The sequence below is a fragment of the Membranihabitans marinus genome, from assembly GCF_021729155.1.
Lineage (GTDB): Bacteria > Bacteroidota > Bacteroidia > Chitinophagales > Saprospiraceae > Membranihabitans > Membranihabitans marinus.
In genome coordinates this window covers 142,150-159,262 of the sequence record NZ_JAJQYA010000007.1, presented here as the reverse complement: position 1 = coordinate 159,262, position 17,113 = coordinate 142,150, and the positions used below count along the sequence as shown (strand labels likewise).

Annotated in this window: 13 protein-coding genes; all 13 read right to left on the bottom strand. The window is 37.8% G+C overall.

Annotation, left to right across the window (positions count from 1 at the left end):
- Nucleotides 1-314: 314 nt before the first annotated feature.
- The 13 genes from LVD51_RS06870 to LVD51_RS06810 all read right to left on the bottom strand — a co-directional run bounded on the left by LVD51_RS06870 (nt 315) and on the right by LVD51_RS06810 (nt 17,108).
- Nucleotides 315-1,439 carry a zinc-dependent alcohol dehydrogenase family protein gene (locus LVD51_RS06870; RefSeq protein WP_394803159.1) on the bottom strand — a complete coding sequence of 375 codons (1,125 nt, stop codon included), beginning with the start codon at nt 1,437-1,439 and terminating at the stop codon, nt 315-317.
- Nucleotides 1,429-2,838 (bottom strand): hypothetical protein, encoded by a 1,410-nt coding sequence (locus tag LVD51_RS06865; protein WP_394803156.1) that lies wholly within the window; start codon nt 2,836-2,838, stop codon nt 1,429-1,431. The genes LVD51_RS06870 and LVD51_RS06865 overlap by 11 nt, the downstream gene beginning before the upstream one ends.
- A gap of 64 nt (nt 2,839-2,902) precedes the next feature.
- Nucleotides 2,903-3,760: a sugar phosphate isomerase/epimerase family protein gene (locus tag LVD51_RS06860; protein ID WP_236970466.1), complete on the bottom strand. Its 858-nt coding sequence runs from the start codon at nt 3,758-3,760 to the stop codon at nt 2,903-2,905.
- Between the two features lie 39 nt (nt 3,761-3,799).
- The gene (locus tag LVD51_RS06855; RefSeq protein WP_236970465.1) at nt 3,800-4,639 is read right to left on the bottom strand and encodes a carboxylesterase family protein; all 840 of its coding nucleotides are present in this window, start codon (nt 4,637-4,639) and stop codon (nt 3,800-3,802) included.
- Nucleotides 4,611-5,780 (bottom strand): mandelate racemase/muconate lactonizing enzyme family protein, encoded by a 1,170-nt coding sequence (locus tag LVD51_RS06850; protein WP_236970464.1) that lies wholly within the window; start codon nt 5,778-5,780, stop codon nt 4,611-4,613. Before LVD51_RS06850 ends, LVD51_RS06855 begins: the two co-directional genes overlap by 29 nt.
- 11 nt (nt 5,781-5,791) lie before the next feature.
- Nucleotides 5,792-7,042, bottom strand: a complete 1,251-nt coding sequence (locus tag LVD51_RS06845) for a polysaccharide deacetylase family protein (RefSeq protein WP_236970463.1) — start codon at nt 7,040-7,042, stop codon at nt 5,792-5,794.
- Between the two features lie 13 nt (nt 7,043-7,055).
- Nucleotides 7,056-8,366 carry a neutral/alkaline non-lysosomal ceramidase N-terminal domain-containing protein gene (locus LVD51_RS06840; RefSeq protein ID WP_236970462.1) on the bottom strand — a complete coding sequence of 437 codons (1,311 nt, stop codon included), beginning with the start codon at nt 8,364-8,366 and terminating at the stop codon, nt 7,056-7,058.
- A 2-nt stretch (nt 8,367-8,368) separates the two neighbouring features.
- On the bottom strand, nt 8,369-9,151 hold the full coding sequence (locus LVD51_RS06835) for a c-type cytochrome (RefSeq protein ID WP_236970461.1): 783 nt from the start codon (nt 9,149-9,151) through the stop codon (nt 8,369-8,371).
- 57 nt (nt 9,152-9,208) lie between these two features.
- Nucleotides 9,209-11,386 carry a PVC-type heme-binding CxxCH protein gene (locus LVD51_RS06830; RefSeq protein ID WP_236970460.1) on the bottom strand — a complete coding sequence of 726 codons (2,178 nt, stop codon included), beginning with the start codon at nt 11,384-11,386 and terminating at the stop codon, nt 9,209-9,211.
- Nucleotides 11,387-11,396: 10 nt separating this feature from the next.
- Complete coding sequence (locus tag LVD51_RS06825) at nt 11,397-13,133, bottom strand: amidohydrolase family protein (RefSeq protein WP_236970459.1); 1,737 nt, start codon at nt 13,131-13,133, stop codon at nt 11,397-11,399.
- 38 nt (nt 13,134-13,171) lie between these two features.
- Nucleotides 13,172-13,687, bottom strand: coding sequence for a gluconate 2-dehydrogenase subunit 3 family protein (locus LVD51_RS06820; protein ID WP_236970458.1), 516 nt, complete (start codon nt 13,685-13,687; stop codon nt 13,172-13,174).
- A gap of 13 nt (nt 13,688-13,700) precedes the next feature.
- Nucleotides 13,701-15,383 carry a GMC oxidoreductase gene (locus LVD51_RS06815; protein WP_236970457.1) on the bottom strand — a complete coding sequence of 561 codons (1,683 nt, stop codon included), beginning with the start codon at nt 15,381-15,383 and terminating at the stop codon, nt 13,701-13,703.
- Between the two features lie 78 nt (nt 15,384-15,461).
- Nucleotides 15,462-17,108, bottom strand: a complete 1,647-nt coding sequence (locus LVD51_RS06810; RefSeq protein ID WP_236970456.1) for a RagB/SusD family nutrient uptake outer membrane protein — start codon at nt 17,106-17,108, stop codon at nt 15,462-15,464.
- Between the last annotated feature and the right edge of the window lie 5 nt (nt 17,109-17,113).

Sequence of the window (17,113 nt, the reverse complement as noted above, 5' to 3'; positions counted from 1 at the left end):
CGGCAGACTATCTTCCTGATCGAGACGCTATTACAATAAATATAGGCAGGTAATAACCATTATTCACAACCATAAATTAAAAATTTCTTATCAACCAATAGATCTCTGCATCTTGATGAAACAATAAATCATGGAGGGTAAATAGACGATTTTTATATAAAAAAAGATTGTTTCAAATTGCAACAAAATAAACCTTGACTATAACAACACATTACTAAAAATTGACATAACCTTATTGGTTTTAAATACTTGAAGGCAAAAACGAACCTATTGCCACCCCGCAAAATTTCAAAAAATAATAATTAAACAATTCTTTAAAACACGACAATCTGCCGAATGGCTTTACCGCTAGCAAGATTTTCGAACCCTAAATTAATATCATCCAAAGTAATGGTGTCTGAAATCAATTGTTCAACTGGCAATCTACCAGCAAGATACAAAGCCAAATAATTCGGAATATCTCGATCAGGAACGCAACTCCCCAAATAACTGCCCTTGAGGCTCTTTTCATTGCCCACTAAATCTACTGGTGAAATATTTAATCTAGCATCGGGATGTGGAAGTGCCGCTGTAACTGTTGTCCCTCCCCTTTTGATCGCTTGAAAAGCAAATTCCAAAGCGGGAATCACGCCAGCAAATTCCATCGCTATATCTACTCCTCCTCCAGTCTTAGATTTTAGATTAACCAAGGCATCGGGCAAGGAAGAATCTATAACTTCATCAGCTCCCATTTTTAAGGCCATTGCTCGTTTAGCTGGATTAATATCTGCGCCAATAATTTTCTTAGCTCCAGCAGATTTAGCTCCTATAATAGCAGCCAATCCTACACCTCCAAGACCAACAACCAATACACTATCCCCCAATTTCACCTCCGCAGTATTAACAATGGCTCCTACCCCTGTCATGACCGCACAACCAAATAATGCTGCCACAGAAAATGGTATGTTTTTATCTATTTTGACCAAAGAATGAATAGATGCAACTGCATATTCAGAAAAACCAGAAACTCCTAAATGATGATTATAAAATTGACCATCTTTTTTAATCCTTTTATACCCACCCATCAAATCACCTTCAGAGTTGGATTTTGCTCCATTTTCGCAAAGTGCTGCCTTCCCCTTTTTACAATAGGAACAGTATCCACAAGAAGGTAAAAAAGCAAATACAACATGATCACCTAGCCTCAATCTATCAACTCCTTTTCCCAATAGAACCACCTCTCCAGCAGCTTCATGACCTAATACCATAGGTAAGGGACGAGGTCTATTTCCATCAATTACAGATAGATCTGAATGACATAATCCTGCAGCTTTAATTTTTACAAGAACTTCATTTTCACCTGGAGGTTCCAGAACTACTTGTTCAATTTTTAAAGGTTTAGATTGAGAATAAGGTCTGGGCAAACCCATTTCATGTAAAACAGCAGCTTTAGATTTTATCATCATTCGAGTTTATTTCATTTCTAGAAACAGTATATGAAGAATCTGGCAATACTTCATCTTCATATTGAAAAACATTTCTTCCATATATTAATAAAATCAAAATTATACCTGCACCAAACGCCCAAGTCGCTCCCTTAACAACTAAAATAGCTGCAATCACCCCAGCAATTCCTAAATCCTTTTGACTTTTTGATTCATTTATTCCAATTCTTACACTTACATATCCTTGTATTAATAAGGTTAATGCCAAAGCAATCCCAAGAATTGGTTTAACTAAACTAACAATGGGCAAGAGCAACAACCCTGTATTCGTTCCAAAACGAAATGACCCCGCACCGCCAAATATAGAATGCATAGCTTTTTTCCCTTGTTTGTATCTTTCTACTATTACCACATGCATAGCAGCCCACAAAGGGCCACACATCACAACATCAGGACCAAAAATACTCATTAAAAAGTTCCGACCTCCAAAGATCAGATGAGCTCTATTTGAATCATAATCAATTTTTTCATCTTGTCGGTCTACCCTTGCCTCTTTAAGTATGGCCTCGCTCTGAAGCACATCTCCAAACAAAACAATATATGCAGCCAAAGCCATAGGTATTGCATTCAAAAACATGGTAAACGGAGGCAATCCTACACCTAGAATTGTATATTCAGAAAACATTAGGCCAAAATCAGGTTGTGTAAACCCCCATTCCAATTGTGGCCAATCAGTTTCCCCTAACAAGGGAGATATAAAAACAGAAAGCAAAATAATTGGAAAAATCCCCAATTTTGCAATGGTCTTTAGTGATTTGTTATTTTGACTAATTTGTTTAAATCTATCTGAAAATATTAAATAAAATGCCAATCCAACGAATAAGGTAATTGAAATGGGAAATAGATCAAATCGTCCTCCTTTATCAAACACTGTAGTCACTGCCGCTAAACCTGCACCTAAGATAATCCCCGATTTAAGAGCAGGTGGGATATGAAGAACGACTTTTTTGGCTAATTTAGTAATTCCCAAAAAGAGAGTCAAAAATGCAAGTACCATTTGAAAAGAAACTAATGCATGTACTCTATCCACCCCAATAGGATATGTCTCTACAAAAATAATTAACAATGGTATAGCTGGTGTAATCCAACCTGGAACTACTGGATCACCCAACATATGATGAAATAAGTACAACAATCCATTTAACATCACTATCGCCAATGCAGCCTCAAACGGCATTCCCAATAATTCCATCATTAAGGGAATAGCGGCTAAATCTACTGCACACATCAACAAGCCTTGCAAATAGTCAGGCAACTCAAACCGATAATGAACAAAGGGTAATCTTAATTTAAAAACACCTAATGGAATATAAGGGGATTCTTCACCTATTTTTCTATTCTTCCATTTATTCATTCATTTTGGGGTTTAATTTTTGCCCCACTAAAATAGCAAACTATCTAACAATGATTAATTCACGCTAACTTTTAATAAGTTTCTCAATATAATCAACTCCATATTTAACATCCTTGAGATTGTCCTCCCAATCGTGTTCGCATTCTATATAGATAGGTCCATCAAAGTTTTGTCTTTTTAATTCCTGTAACACTACCGGATAGTCAATCACACCGTCACTAATCTTCACATCGTTCGCGTCTATCTTCCCAAACTCATCCAAATCTTTGGCATGGACTGCAATGATATGTCCTTCCAATTTTTTTAAACAATCCACAGGATCCAATCCACTGCGAACCCAATGCCCCAAATCAGCACAAACTCCAAACTGCGATCGCCCTTCTAAGGCTACCAAAACTGAATCGGGATGCCAAAATCTACTCTTGCCTTTGGCGTGTTCGTGTATGGCGATCTTTATTCCCTTTTCTGCCCCTAACTCATTCAATAAATCCCAATACTCAGGTTCTGGCTCACAAGTCATAAACTCTAAATCCAGATGATCTGCTATTTTAAAGAAACGCCGCCACTCCAACTCAGAATTTCCACCTGCGTAAATGGAGGGCATTTTCAAACCTTGTTTTGCAATGGCCGATTTTAATTTCAGCAACTCTGCATCTGTCAGTTCAAGCATAGTTTTGTTGTCAAAATCATCTCCTAATTTATGAAAGAAAAAACCTTCTATGGTTGTAACGCCAACCTCTTGGGTCTTCGTTAAGGTCTCAAAAAAGGGAAATCTATTAAATGAATACAATGCTACCCCTATGGTTGGATATTTGTTTTCAATCACAACTTGTTTTGCAGATTTTTGACCTTGGTTAATATTACAAGAACCCGTCAATACAACAATCAATATTAGCAAGCATTTAGAATATATTGTGTTCATAGTTTTACTTTTTTTATCCACTGAAATCTTCATTATAATTTATTTTTTTATCGCAGATTCTATCATAAATTCCAATGCCACTTTTGATTCAATCAAATTGGTTGAATGTCCTCCTTTAGGATGAACAATCAACAACACCTCTCTTTTTAATCTTTCTAATATTTCCACCAATCTTAATATACTCGTACCTGGAACAGATTCATCAAATTCTCCGACAGTAAATGCAATGGGCATGGTTAATCGTTCAGGCCAATACTCAGCACTCCTTTTCTTGTACTCTTCAGGAATTTCAGCCTTATGGCCTCCAAAAGAGGACGAAATAGCATCTTGAAAGTTCTCATATTCTAAATGATTAGCATGGCCATTTAAAGAGGTTACTCCATCTATTTGATTGGGATGCAGGGCTGCATAAGTAAGTGCTGAAGTCCCTCCCATCGAGCCTCCCATCAAAAAAACTTTGTCAACTTCATATTTAGCTTTCAATTCTTCAATAATCTGATTCAAATCAGATTCGGCAGCAGGCCCCATCCAAGATGTTTTTGCTCTATAATCAGGACTGACCATTATCATTTTATACTTTTCAGCAATTGATCTAGTAGCTGCACATTCGGAACGATCACTCTCTACAAACTGCCATCTATCCGATCCATGTCCATGCAGAGCAATCATAAGATGATAAGTCTTATTTTCATCAAAACCAACTGGTTTAATCTCAACATAGTGTTGCTCACTACCATCCATTTTTGATATAAAAACAACATCTTCTATCAATAATTTATTTCCTTGTGCAAAGACAATCGATCCTGATAATTGCAGTAATACTAATATTAATATTGTTTGAATGTTAGAACTAAAAATCTGGTGATTGGTATATAACATTGCCTTTTACTTTTATTTCTGTGTCCACAATATATTTTTCCAAGCCTTTTTTGTTAATTTCTACTCCTAAGCCAGGTTGTTCAGGCAGAGTAATCCATCCATCTGTATTGGGTTGGATTTTACTTACGGTCATTTCTTCACATAAACTTTTTGCCTCAAATGGAAATTCTGTTATAATATCCTTCTCTATCCCAGCATACGATTGCAACGATGCACTTAAAGCCAAATGAGAGGTAAAGGTATGATTGACATAGGTCAACTTCCGCTTTTCTGTATCTTCTGCTATTCGCTTTGCCGATGTAATTCCACCTACTCGTCCCGTATCTATCTGTACAAATTCTAATCCTGCATATTCCATCATGGCCGATGCTTGCAAATAATTGTTACAACCTTCTCCTGCTGCCAAGGGAATATTATATTTTGACAAGGCTTGGTAGGCTCCCAGTGCCATATTCGCAAAGGGTTCCTCCAACCAATACACATCTATCGATTTTAATGCTGCTACCCGTTCCTTTGCTTTTTCTACATCATCGTGCCATACCGTTCCTATATCTACCATTAAATAATTCTCTACGCCTAATCCCTCTCGTGCAGCTCGAAAATGCTCCGTATCTAACTGTGCACTTCCCTTACCTATTGGGCCCCAACCAAATTTCACTGCCTTAAAACCTTGTGATCTGCCTGTTCGTGCTTTCGCATACGTCTCCGCTGGTGTATCCCCAAATAACATGGATGCATAGGGTAATTTTGGATAAGACTTTTTATACCCTAATAATTCATATACGGGAACTTCTAAATATTTCCCTAACAAATCCCAAAGAGCAATGTCAATCCCTGACAAGGTGTGATCTGCCTGCAACAAATCAAAACTATGTTCATGTACCTTTTGTGTTACTTTTTGGATATCCGCTATCGATTTCAACTCCATTCCTTCAACCGCATATTTTACCGGCTTACAAGCACTGTGCGACATCGGACATACATAACTGGCTATCGTAGGCAATGGGGAAGCTTCACATTCTCCCCAACCTTCTAATCCTCCTCCACGCACTCTTACCAATACAGAATCTTGACTCCCATCTCCTATATCCTCCACCTCTGGCATGCTCAAATAAAAAAAATCTATCGATTCTATCTTCATGCCTAGCCCCCTTATTGATCAGCGGTATCCAATTGAAAAGTCAAAGTCTTAAGATCCAATAAGGCCCCCTCTCCAAACTTAGATTCCGGTTTAAAAACCACCCTATTGTATCCGGATTTCAAATGAATTTGACCAACTAATTTCTTTTTAAAAGTCTCCCATGAACCCGATTTCTCTACTTTCCCTACTTGTCGTTTATTTCCTACTTCAATTACGTATCCCTTGCCAGCTTCCTTATCGTCTACAGACCACTCCATGTACACGTTGTAGACACCTGAGGTTTCTACTTCCATATCCCATTCAACACGATCATCTTCCATAAACCAGCCAAAAGCTTCCCACTCCGGCATATACTTTATATTAGGCCCCACTCCTTTGCCATTGATGGCTTTCAAAATAAAGTTGTCACTCTCTTTTCGGGTTATTTGAGGGATATTAATTTTATCTAGGTGTTCTGCTCTTTTTTCAACAACATACTTCCCTATCGTGCCTACAGGGGCGATCCATATTCCATTTTTGGGATCCTTTGCATATTCACATAACTTTCGCAAAAATGACAACTTCGTCGAATGATTCTTCGATGCTTCCTCAGTCTCGTGACCAGCTAGTATTAACCATTGACCTTTTTTCGAGGCCGCTTCTATTATTGGTAATATCTCTTCAAAATCTTTATTGTCCATCTTCATACCCGTAAGCGCCGCCATATCACAATACCAAGGATCTACAGGTGCTTCACTTAACCATTCTCTTCCTGTTAAAAACAATTCAGATATCAATGGTATAAAACTTTGTGAGTTTTCCCCTCGCCCAATCGTTATCTGACCACAGGGATAGGCATAAGACACCATATCTACTCCTAACAATCTTTTGATCTCCTTATTGGCAGTCATTAGTTCATCCCTCATTCGATCCATTGTATAATCTTCCAAAGGTCTTGCCCATCCAAAATTTCCACTACAGGGATGGTGAATGGAATGATTAGCCATCTCATGCCCCGTTTCAACCGCATGTCTCCAACCTTCTATATTCTCTTCTACTCGAGAAGGTAAAACATAAAAGGTAGCATCTACATGGTACTCATTTAACAAGGAAACACCTTCCGTAGGATTCGTCGTTCTTGCATCATCAAAACTCAGACTTATCGCCATCCTTTTACCGTCAGGCCATGGGAAATCAGGTACTTGAGAAAAAACAATAAATGAACTCATCAATATTAAACATACGACTAGAATACTCTGCTTGAATGAAATTTTGTTAGTCATCCTAATTTTATTTTTATTTGCTTAATAATTCTCCTTTTAGATAGGATACTACGGATTCTGTTAACTGCCTTCCCGATTCCGGGGCAAAAGGAGAAACCATAGGTTCATATCCACCTAATCCAAACTCTTCCTGTGTCAACATATATCCCAACCAACCATTGGTATAGCCGTAATAAAAGGTATAGCCAAATGGAGAGCGATCTCTTATTTCATTTGAAATCTCGCAAAACAACTCCAGTGGGGCTGCCCAAATTCCAATGTCTCGATCGATTTTCAAAAATCGTATAGGCAACAATACATCATCTCCACCAAAGTCATTTTTTGCCGTAAAGTTTTTCAAATCATCTAGCCAACCCAGTCCCTCTTTTCTCGGCAATTTCACTACAAGTTCTCCAAAATTCAGTTTCACATCTATGCGATTCGCTATTATATTTGAATTTGCATCTAATATTTTATCTCCCAATAAGTGTTTAAATTCATCTAAATGTCCTGCCTGTGGGCTGGGATATACACTGTACAACGGAGCTATATTTCCTGCTGCTCCGTTGATAAACAACAAAGGTGCTCCGGTTTTCTCCTCTACATATTCTGCTACCACTCCGGGTGCATCTCCACTGATTAGTAAATTATGTCCACTCATCACGGTACCGTGAATAGCATAATTGGCTATCAAAGCCATCAATGCACCAGAATCACTATTTTGAATTTTTAAAACCCCAATTCTTCGATCAACCGGACCTTCTGGATTCATCCCCAATCGCGTTCCTCCTTTGCCATTTCTTGCTCTACGATTTATATTGGCTTGGGAATAACCCCAGCCAACTCCCAATCGGGCTGACACCAATTGCGATCGAGCTTCAACAATGCCTGCCAGCAATTCTTTTACTACAAAATTGGTATAAGCCGTATCATATTGATGTTCATAGCGATCACCTAAAAACACCTCCGCTAGTCCTGGAGGCCCTACTTCTGGTGCTGAATGCGTATGGGTTACACTCCACCAAAATTGATCTCCACCCACATTAAATTTCTCCTGTACCATTTTACTCACTCTATCATATTCAGAAGGAGCGACCAAACAGATATCACTTGATACCAATATAAATTCATTTTCACCGTCATCCAAAATGGTTATTCTGTGATAGATACTATCGTATACACCGGTAGACATTCGTGTGCCATACCCCAATAAATGCTGAGAATTATGGGGTGTTATGTCTTTTTTAACCACCGCCGCACGAAAGTTCTGTGCATCAACTGTCCATACTGTAAATAGTAATAAACTGAATACCAATGACATTTGAAATGAAGCTGTAAAATGCATGTTTACTTTTTTAATTTTTTAATAAAGGCCAATAAGTCTGCCATATCATTTATACTGATTTGACTTTCTAATCCTGCTGGCATTACAGATATATTCTTGGCTGTTAATCCTTCAATATCGCTTCGAGATAATACCTCATCTGAGGAACCTAACACCCTTAAGTTAATAGAATTACTCGTCTCTGAGCTAATTATTCCTTGTTTTGTTTCCCCATTTATTAATTTCACTTCCCACAGATCATAACCATCAGCTATGGATAATCCTGGATCTAGTATATCCTTTACAATCGATTCTGGTTTACGGCTTCTAATACTCGCTAAGTCCGGACCATAAGCGGTTCCATATTCTCCTCCAATTTGATGACAGGTAGCACAATTTATTTTAAAAACTTCAAGTCCTTTATCCACGTCTCCTTTCAATGAGGATATATCACTGTATTGCTCCAATACTTTTTTCTTTTTTACATCATTTACTTTATTTGAAAATATCTCTCTCGAGCGCAGTCGTAAATTATCGTCGGCCTGTGCCATCATGCCAACCTGTCTTGGCCACGGAATGGCAGAAGGGTCAACCGTGCCAGCCTCTAGGGCTTTGATTAGTTCAATCGTTCCCTTCTCATTGGACAACAATAATCTTATTCCTTCGTCTCTTAAATTAGGTAAAAACGAATTCCATTTTCCGATCACAAACAATGGAAATTCCTCTCCTTGTATCGTACTCAAAGTTTTCAAAACAATCTTTTGAACAGCAATCGACTCTTTGGGAATCAGCATTTGTTCTAGCATCAGTTTTAATTCAGGATAATCCGTAAGCGCTAAAAACTGAATGGCTATTATTCGATCTTACTCTGATGATGTAGTTGACTTTACCACTACAAGTGCTTTTTCAATGGCATTCCCAATATTGATATCCACAGGTAAGCCCATTGCTGTCAGCAAAGACAAACTAGTCTCTTTTAATTCTTTGAAATGGTTAGAAAATACTATACCATACAAAAGTTTTCTCTCCCTTTCAAATGTCAAGCTTTTATAGTCAACATTGCTTTTCCCAGCCATCAATCCTTGTAAAATAGCAATCCGCCATCCTTCAGACTCTTTTATATTTGACTTCAAAGCTCGCTGAATTAAATTTTTAATCTCTGCTGTATTGTTTTGTCGCGAGATCATTGAAACAATTTTACTAATATATTTCTTATAGGATTTTTCATCTTTTTGATAGTGATTGATGGCTGCATCTAACAAACCTACTAGATCTGGAGATGATGAAGACAACGACGCTATTTGAATCCAATAATCCTCCACATTTTCCATCCCCATCTCTAGTCGTACCTTATTCGCTTTTGGAGAATCAATATACCCTAAGGTGCACATTAATTGGAATCGCACACGAGGATTCTCATCGTTTTGAAGACCTAACAATGCAGTTACCACTTCCTCTTTGTCTAAAAAGGATTCAGACAATAAGATGGCATTTTCTCGTATACCTGCCACAGGATCTTTTAATAACTCAATAATAATTTCTTTAGTCAATACATTCAAACCTTCCATTGTCCATGCTGCATGCAATCGCCCCAAGGAAGCTTCTTTTGTCCGAACTAATTCCGTCAATTCACTATTGATTGATTTATCGCTTCGATCCAGAATCAATCGTTGAGCAGTGCGTCTGAACCAACTATTAGGATTGTTTAAATAATTAACCAATTCCTTATTTGATAGATCAGACATAGAAAAATCTCTTGTCCAATTGGCCGGCTTCGTCCCTTTCGGGGTGATTCTATAGATTCTGCCTTGATCCACACCATCATATACTATCCCCGACTCCACCACATCATCGGACATCCATTCAGGATGTTCGACTATTCGTCTATAATAATCCACTACATACAGTGCTCCATCGGGTCCTACATAATTATTCACTGGTCTTGACCAAGGATCCTTTGACGCTAAAAATTCTTGTTGTTCGTATTTTCTGGAGGCTACATGAGTCGAACCTTTTTCCTGTACGATATCTACATGTACTAAATTACTCACCGGCTCAGACACAAATACAGAATTCTCAAACTCCTTGGGAAACAATCCACCTCCATAAGCAGTGATGCCACAAGCTGAAGTAAACACCCCTAAGTCTGTTAACAATTGATGCTGAGGATTCAGAGTTATGGGAAATACTTCTGCTGCATGACCGTGATCGGAAATTATTTCGGTTGAATTAGATATTTGCAAATCAGGATTTCTTTCAAGATACGAAGCAGCAATTACCTCTTGATAGATATGATTGGCATTAGAATTTAAAAAATGATGGCCCCATTTATCATAAGTTTGACCAAATTGACTGCGACTAGACGTTGCTTCTAATTTTAATTCATCTGGTTTGAATCGAATTCTTCTACCCCCACCATTGACTCCCAAAGAAGGCGCATCGGGTTGTTTGTAGAAATGCAATTCAGAACCCGGATCGCTAAATTCTTCCGTATAGACCTTGGCAGCAACAGCCGACTCATTGGCTATATAAATCCAGTTATCCAGCCCCAACATAGGACTATTTACATTGTGTTGAGGATTGGAGATCGAGAAACCATGCAATAATGTATCTCGTACATCTGCCACTCCATCATTATCAGTATCTTCAAAATACAACACATTGGGTGGATCGGTTACCATAATACCTTTTTTCCATCTCATTACACCAGTCGGAAATAATAAATCATTCGCAAATAAACTCACCTTATCCATTTCTCCATCACCATCGGTATCTGTCAATAGTTTAACGTTGCCAGAACCGCTCTTGTCTAATGGATATCCATGCATTTCTACCACATACATATTTCCATCTTCATCAATTTCCATGGCTACTGGATCGGATATCAAAGGCTCTGAAGCAATCAACTCTATTTGAAATCCTTCCGCTATTTCGAAAGAGGACAGCGCTTCCGCTCTTATCTTTTCAGTTTCTGAATGATTAGCACAGCTAGCAAATGTCAAAGCAAATAATAAGTATGTATAGCTATTGTATTGATTCATAGAAATATATCTATTTTAATAAACTGTAATTGGTCAATATGTTTTTTAGATTGTCCTTCAAGATTAATGTTTTGTCTGCAGCGCTTATTCTTGCGAATAAAATGGGTCCTAATCCCCAACCAATTGGCAAATCCAGTAAATCTGTCCCAAATAAAAAGCGATCTGCCCCAATCGCTTCCACTACCTCTTCGCATTTGCGTGGCGTTAACAAGGGGACTGAGCAGACATATAAATTGGGATGCCTCTTCATAACATCAGCATATTCAATAGTTGTATGGGCTGTTACAAAACAAGCATTGGGATATTTTGACACTAATTTCTCCACCTGATCTGCAGATCCCCAATAATGATTTATGATTATCTGACGATGATCATGGGCCCACTGACATGCAATTTCAATTAATGAACCTTCCACTGGATATCCTTGATAAGTTGGAATTAATTTTATACCTCGCATTCCATTTTTATCTCCTCGTTCGAGTTCGGCAATCATTTCATTTTCACCACGCAGTGGATTCAAAAGAGTAAATCCTATTAAGGGTTTAGGATATTTCTCAACAGCATCTACAACAATATCATTTCCAAATTTTTCATCGCTATAGACTCCTGCGAAACTGAATACACACACTTTTTCAATACCATAGTAATCCACATCCTTTATTACATCGGCTATCTGTGCATTGGGCACATGGTAATGGGCATTGTATTCACCCAAATGACCATGTATATCATAAAACTTCATATCCGCAGGCCTTTTCCCCGAACGACCATATGCTACGTATTCATCTTCTGGCGGTGGTAGCGTTATATTTTGTTTTTCAAATGGTTTATTCCAACTTAAAAGGTTTCTTAAATTATCACCTGCAACCAATTTTTTGTCCGCATCACTAATTTGTGCAGTTGTTAAATTAACCAGGGTCATATGTTGACCAAATTTCGGCCATCCTGAGCCAAAAACCATTCTGTCTGCACCCCATTTTTCAGTAATATATTCAATCCCTCTATGTAGCCAATATGCACTCAATTCTAAATGTAAATTCGGACAAGCATCAAATGCTTTATAGAGCAACCGTTGGGATCTTCTTATCCTGCCTTCACTTATGATTACCGGTAAATTGGGCCACCGTTTACACAAAGCGACAACACCGTCCCAATCTGTAGAATCCGATCCTCCTCTGCCATTTGCCTCTGTAGGATTAATAAAAATGGGAACTTTGTGATGTGCTAAGGGTGCAATGATCTCGTCAATACACCAGTCTGATAAATTAAATAGGTATTGATTAGGAAATAAAAATACTGCCTCGACATCATGTTCTACCATTGAATCATAAAACTGAGTAGAAGTTTGTTTTGTTTCTTCCGTCCAAGAAGGAACAATAGACCAAGCACGATGTAAACGAGGTTGTTTCTCAGTTAACTGTAATATCCGTTGATTCCCATCCCAAGGAAAATTCTCTTTACTTAAACTATCCAATACCAAAGCCTCTGATATTCCATAATGATCCATTTCTGATAAAAGATCTTGAGTAGTATGTAGTCCACCTCCTCTTAATTTGAGATGTCGCCCCAAGACACAGTGAGCGTCTAATACATTCCAATGAAGTGATTCTTCGTTTTTTGATGAAATCAATCTTTCATTTGTCTCAGTTATTGGAATAGCACCGTAGCCAACACCTAATGTCGATACTCCTAAACCTACCATACTGGTCTGACGAAGAAAAGCTCTTCTATTCACAAAATCATTCATAATTCTATCTTCTTTTCATAAAAAAATGGAAGCTATTCTTACCATGGGCGTTTTTCACTACAACCATCGTATTTACCCGGAACTTGATAATAATCAAAGAACTCTGTCTTCCCAATCTTAGAAGATAGATAAGCGGACGTAATAAAACTTTTAATCGAACTATAACTCTCATCAGACTCTTCCAATGCCATTACTAAATCCTCTCGTTCCCCCTGGGAACATTCCAAAAATGACCGATTGTGCATTTGGCTACACTTCATTTCAATATTTGACAAATTCAATTTGAATTTTTCTTGGTCTTCATCAGAATAGCAATCTTCGACGATCACTGCCATGTATTCTGCAATTTCAGCCTCCTTAGCTCCTGGGGTATCGGTTTTCGGGATTATAATGGCTCCAAGTTCGTTGAGCAGCCTTTTCTCCTTTGCAGAAACTAATCCACTCAGTTCTGCAACAGTATCGGAACTACAAGAAGTCGTTAATACAAAATTACTCCCCACAGTTATTGTACTTAATAAAATGCCCCCCTTTGTAATAAAAGCTCTGCGTTTCATATAATTTTAAATATTATAAATTTCTTTTATTTAATTCTTTCACAGCGTAATCTACCGCTCTAGCTGTTAAGGCCATGTAGGTGATTGAAGGACCTGGGGTAGTTCCTGAAGAACACATGGCAGAACCATCGGTAATAAAAATATTTTTGACGTCATGCATCTGATTCCATCTGTTTAATACCGATGTTTGGGGATCCTTTCCCATTCTAGCGGTACCCGTCTCATGAATGCAAGAACCAGGGATTTTTTCCCAATTATAAGTTTCAATATTTTTAAGTCCTCCCATCTCAAGAATCTCGGCAGCACTGTTCATCATATCATCCACCATGGCCGCTTCGTTTTCCTTAAATTCACAATCTACACAGATAACGGGCATACCATATTTGTCCTTCTTTTCTTTATGTAAATACATTTTGTTTTCAAAATAGGGTAAGTGTTCCGCCCAAGCTGTAATGGCCATGGTCCATTGATCCGCAGGTTCTGCTAATCCATCCTTATATCCTCTACCAAAACCCTCGCTTGCTTTTCTTCCTCTTCCTGCCCCACCTTGATAGGTAAATCCACGTACATAGTCTTTTTGTTCGGTAGATTTATTGATATTTCTGAATCGAGGTACAAAAATACCCGTAGGTCGTCGACCAAATGTAAATTTATCCTCAAATCCCTCATACGTACCTCTTGCACCCATACCATAGGGCATATCCATTAAATTATGTCCCAATTGACCACTCGAATTTCCCAATCCTGTTGGAAAAACATCAGAGGTTGAATTTAATAATATCGCAGTAGTATTTAGTGTCGAAGCATTAAGAAATATTATCCTTGCAAAAAACTCTCGTTGTTCTAAGGTCTCCGTATCAATGACTCGAACGCCAGTAGCACTCTGTGTCTCCTTATCGTACAGTATTTCTTGAACCATTGAAAATGGTCTTAGAGTCATATTCCCAGTCTTGGCCGCCATAGGCAAAGTAGCAGAATTACTGGAGAAATACCCTCCAAAAGAACAGGCATGTCCAGCACCACAACTGCCTTTGTATTGGCATGGACCTCTATCATCGATCTTCAAAGTATGATTCGCTGTTCGCCCATGAATTATCATTCTCCCATCGGAAAATTTGCCTTTAATCCGCCTTGACACCTCCGCTTCTACACAATTCATGGGCATAGGAGGCTGGAACTGACCATCAGGCAAATGTGGAAGTCCTTCTTTGGAACCCGACACCCCAACAATTGGTTCTACATAATCATACCATGGAGCAATATCCTTGTATCGAATAGGCCAATCTACACCAAATCCGTCTTTTGCATTGGCTTCAAAGTCTAGCTCACTCCTTCTATAACATTGTCTGCCCCATATCAAACTACGTCCACCTACTTGATAGCCCCGGGCCCATTCAAAAGGCTTATCCTGGATATAAGGATTATCTAAGTCATTAACAAAATATTTTTTTGACCTTTCGTTATAATTATACACTCCACTTTGTACGGGACTGATTCTGCGATCCTCATTCGTTACTCTACCTCGATATTTGGTTTCCCAAGACGGAACCATATCGTCATAATCTACAATATGCTCTACATTCCGACCTCTTTCTAATACTAAGGTTTTTAAACCTTTTTCACATAGTTCCTTTGCTGCCCATCCCCCACTGATCCCAGTTCCTATCACTATAGCGTCAAATGTATTGTTCTTCATACTTTAGTATTATTATAAATATTTATCACAAATTATTTCTATAACTTAAATCGAATATTAAGGAACTTAAAATTCGATTTAATATCCAGGGTTTTGATCAATTTTTGAATTCTGATCAATTACATATTGAGGGATTGGTAAAACATAATTTTTATTTTCATCAAAAGCCCGATTATTACCTCCTGTTTCAACTACATCAAATTTTTTCACGCCATTGATTTCTTCGATAACCATTGTATGAAGTGGCCCTGGAATACGTAGATGAGCAATTTTTAATCGAATTAAATCAGGCCACCTTTTATCCTCAAAACATAATTCGACCCTACGTTCTCGGTGAATGGCTATACGCATCTCATCTTGAGTTAGCCCTTCAACCAAAGAGGGTAAATCCACCCTTGCTCGAATTTCATTCATAGCTTCATAAACACTAGCATCAGGACCAACTGCTTCATTCTGGGCTTCAGCATACCCCAATAAAACTTCTGCATACCGAAAAATACTCCAATTGGCACTACTCAATCTATTATGCCCATTTACATAATACTGTTCTTCAATTGCCTTTCTTGGATGATAAACTGTACAAGGACGATTAGTTGAACCAAAATTTAAATCCAATTCATTTAAACTTCCAGATCCAGTCCTATACACAGCAGGCAAACCATTAAAGATAGCGCCATCGAATATCACATCTTGATAAAATCTTTTTTCTCTATTATGATAAGGGTTTTGAGGATCATACCCAGATTCTGGATGATCTATTGGAAGTCCATTAGCCATACAATATTCATCAACTAATTCTTGTGTCACATTCACTCCTGACCATGAATTTTGGGTACCTCCAACGACACCTATAGGTTGGAGTCCTGAACGACTATTACCTATTGAAGTACCTCCTAAATAACTTTTATCAAAAATTATTTCTGAATTGTTATTATTAGCTTCGTAAAACAAAGTTTCTCTATCTGGGAATAAGCTATAATAATTTAAATCCATTACTTTCTTATAAGTTGCAGCAGCTGACGCCCATCTATCGGAAATATTTTGTTCGTTTTTTAATGGACTTGCATTAAATAATTCACACCATGCCTGTAATGTAAGTACTGATCCTTTGCTCGCTCTACTTCCACCATTATCCACTGGTAAATCATTAACAATTGCCTCACACTCACTTACTATAAATTGAAAAGTTTCTGCATCTGAATTTCTAGCTCTAAATATTTCATCTCCTTGTTCATTTCGATCCAGTACATCAGTAATAATAGGTACTCCGCCATATGAAGTCCATAAAATAGAATAAAAATAAGCTCGTAAAAACCTAGCTTCAGCAATTCTTAATTTCTTCCAATCACCCTGAATATCACTACTTTCAATATTTGAAATAAATACATTGCACTTTCTAATTTTATCGTACGAATTCCATTGTTGTAAATTGGAGGTGGTCGATGGATCTGAAATTCCTAATACATATCGACTTCTGCTATTTGACCACAAATATTGGCTTATAGTATTATCCGTAAAGTTATCGCCATGATCAAAAAAATCAATCGGCCCGCGTATACTTCCGTAAATCCCATTTAAAAACAGCTCTGCATTCCCAGATTCACTCCAAAGTGTTGTTTCAGATACGGATGATTTAGGAGTTACTTCTAAATAATCTTGACAAGAATTAAAGGAAGCAATAGTACACAATACACATACTACTTTTATTATATTTATTACTCTCATTATTT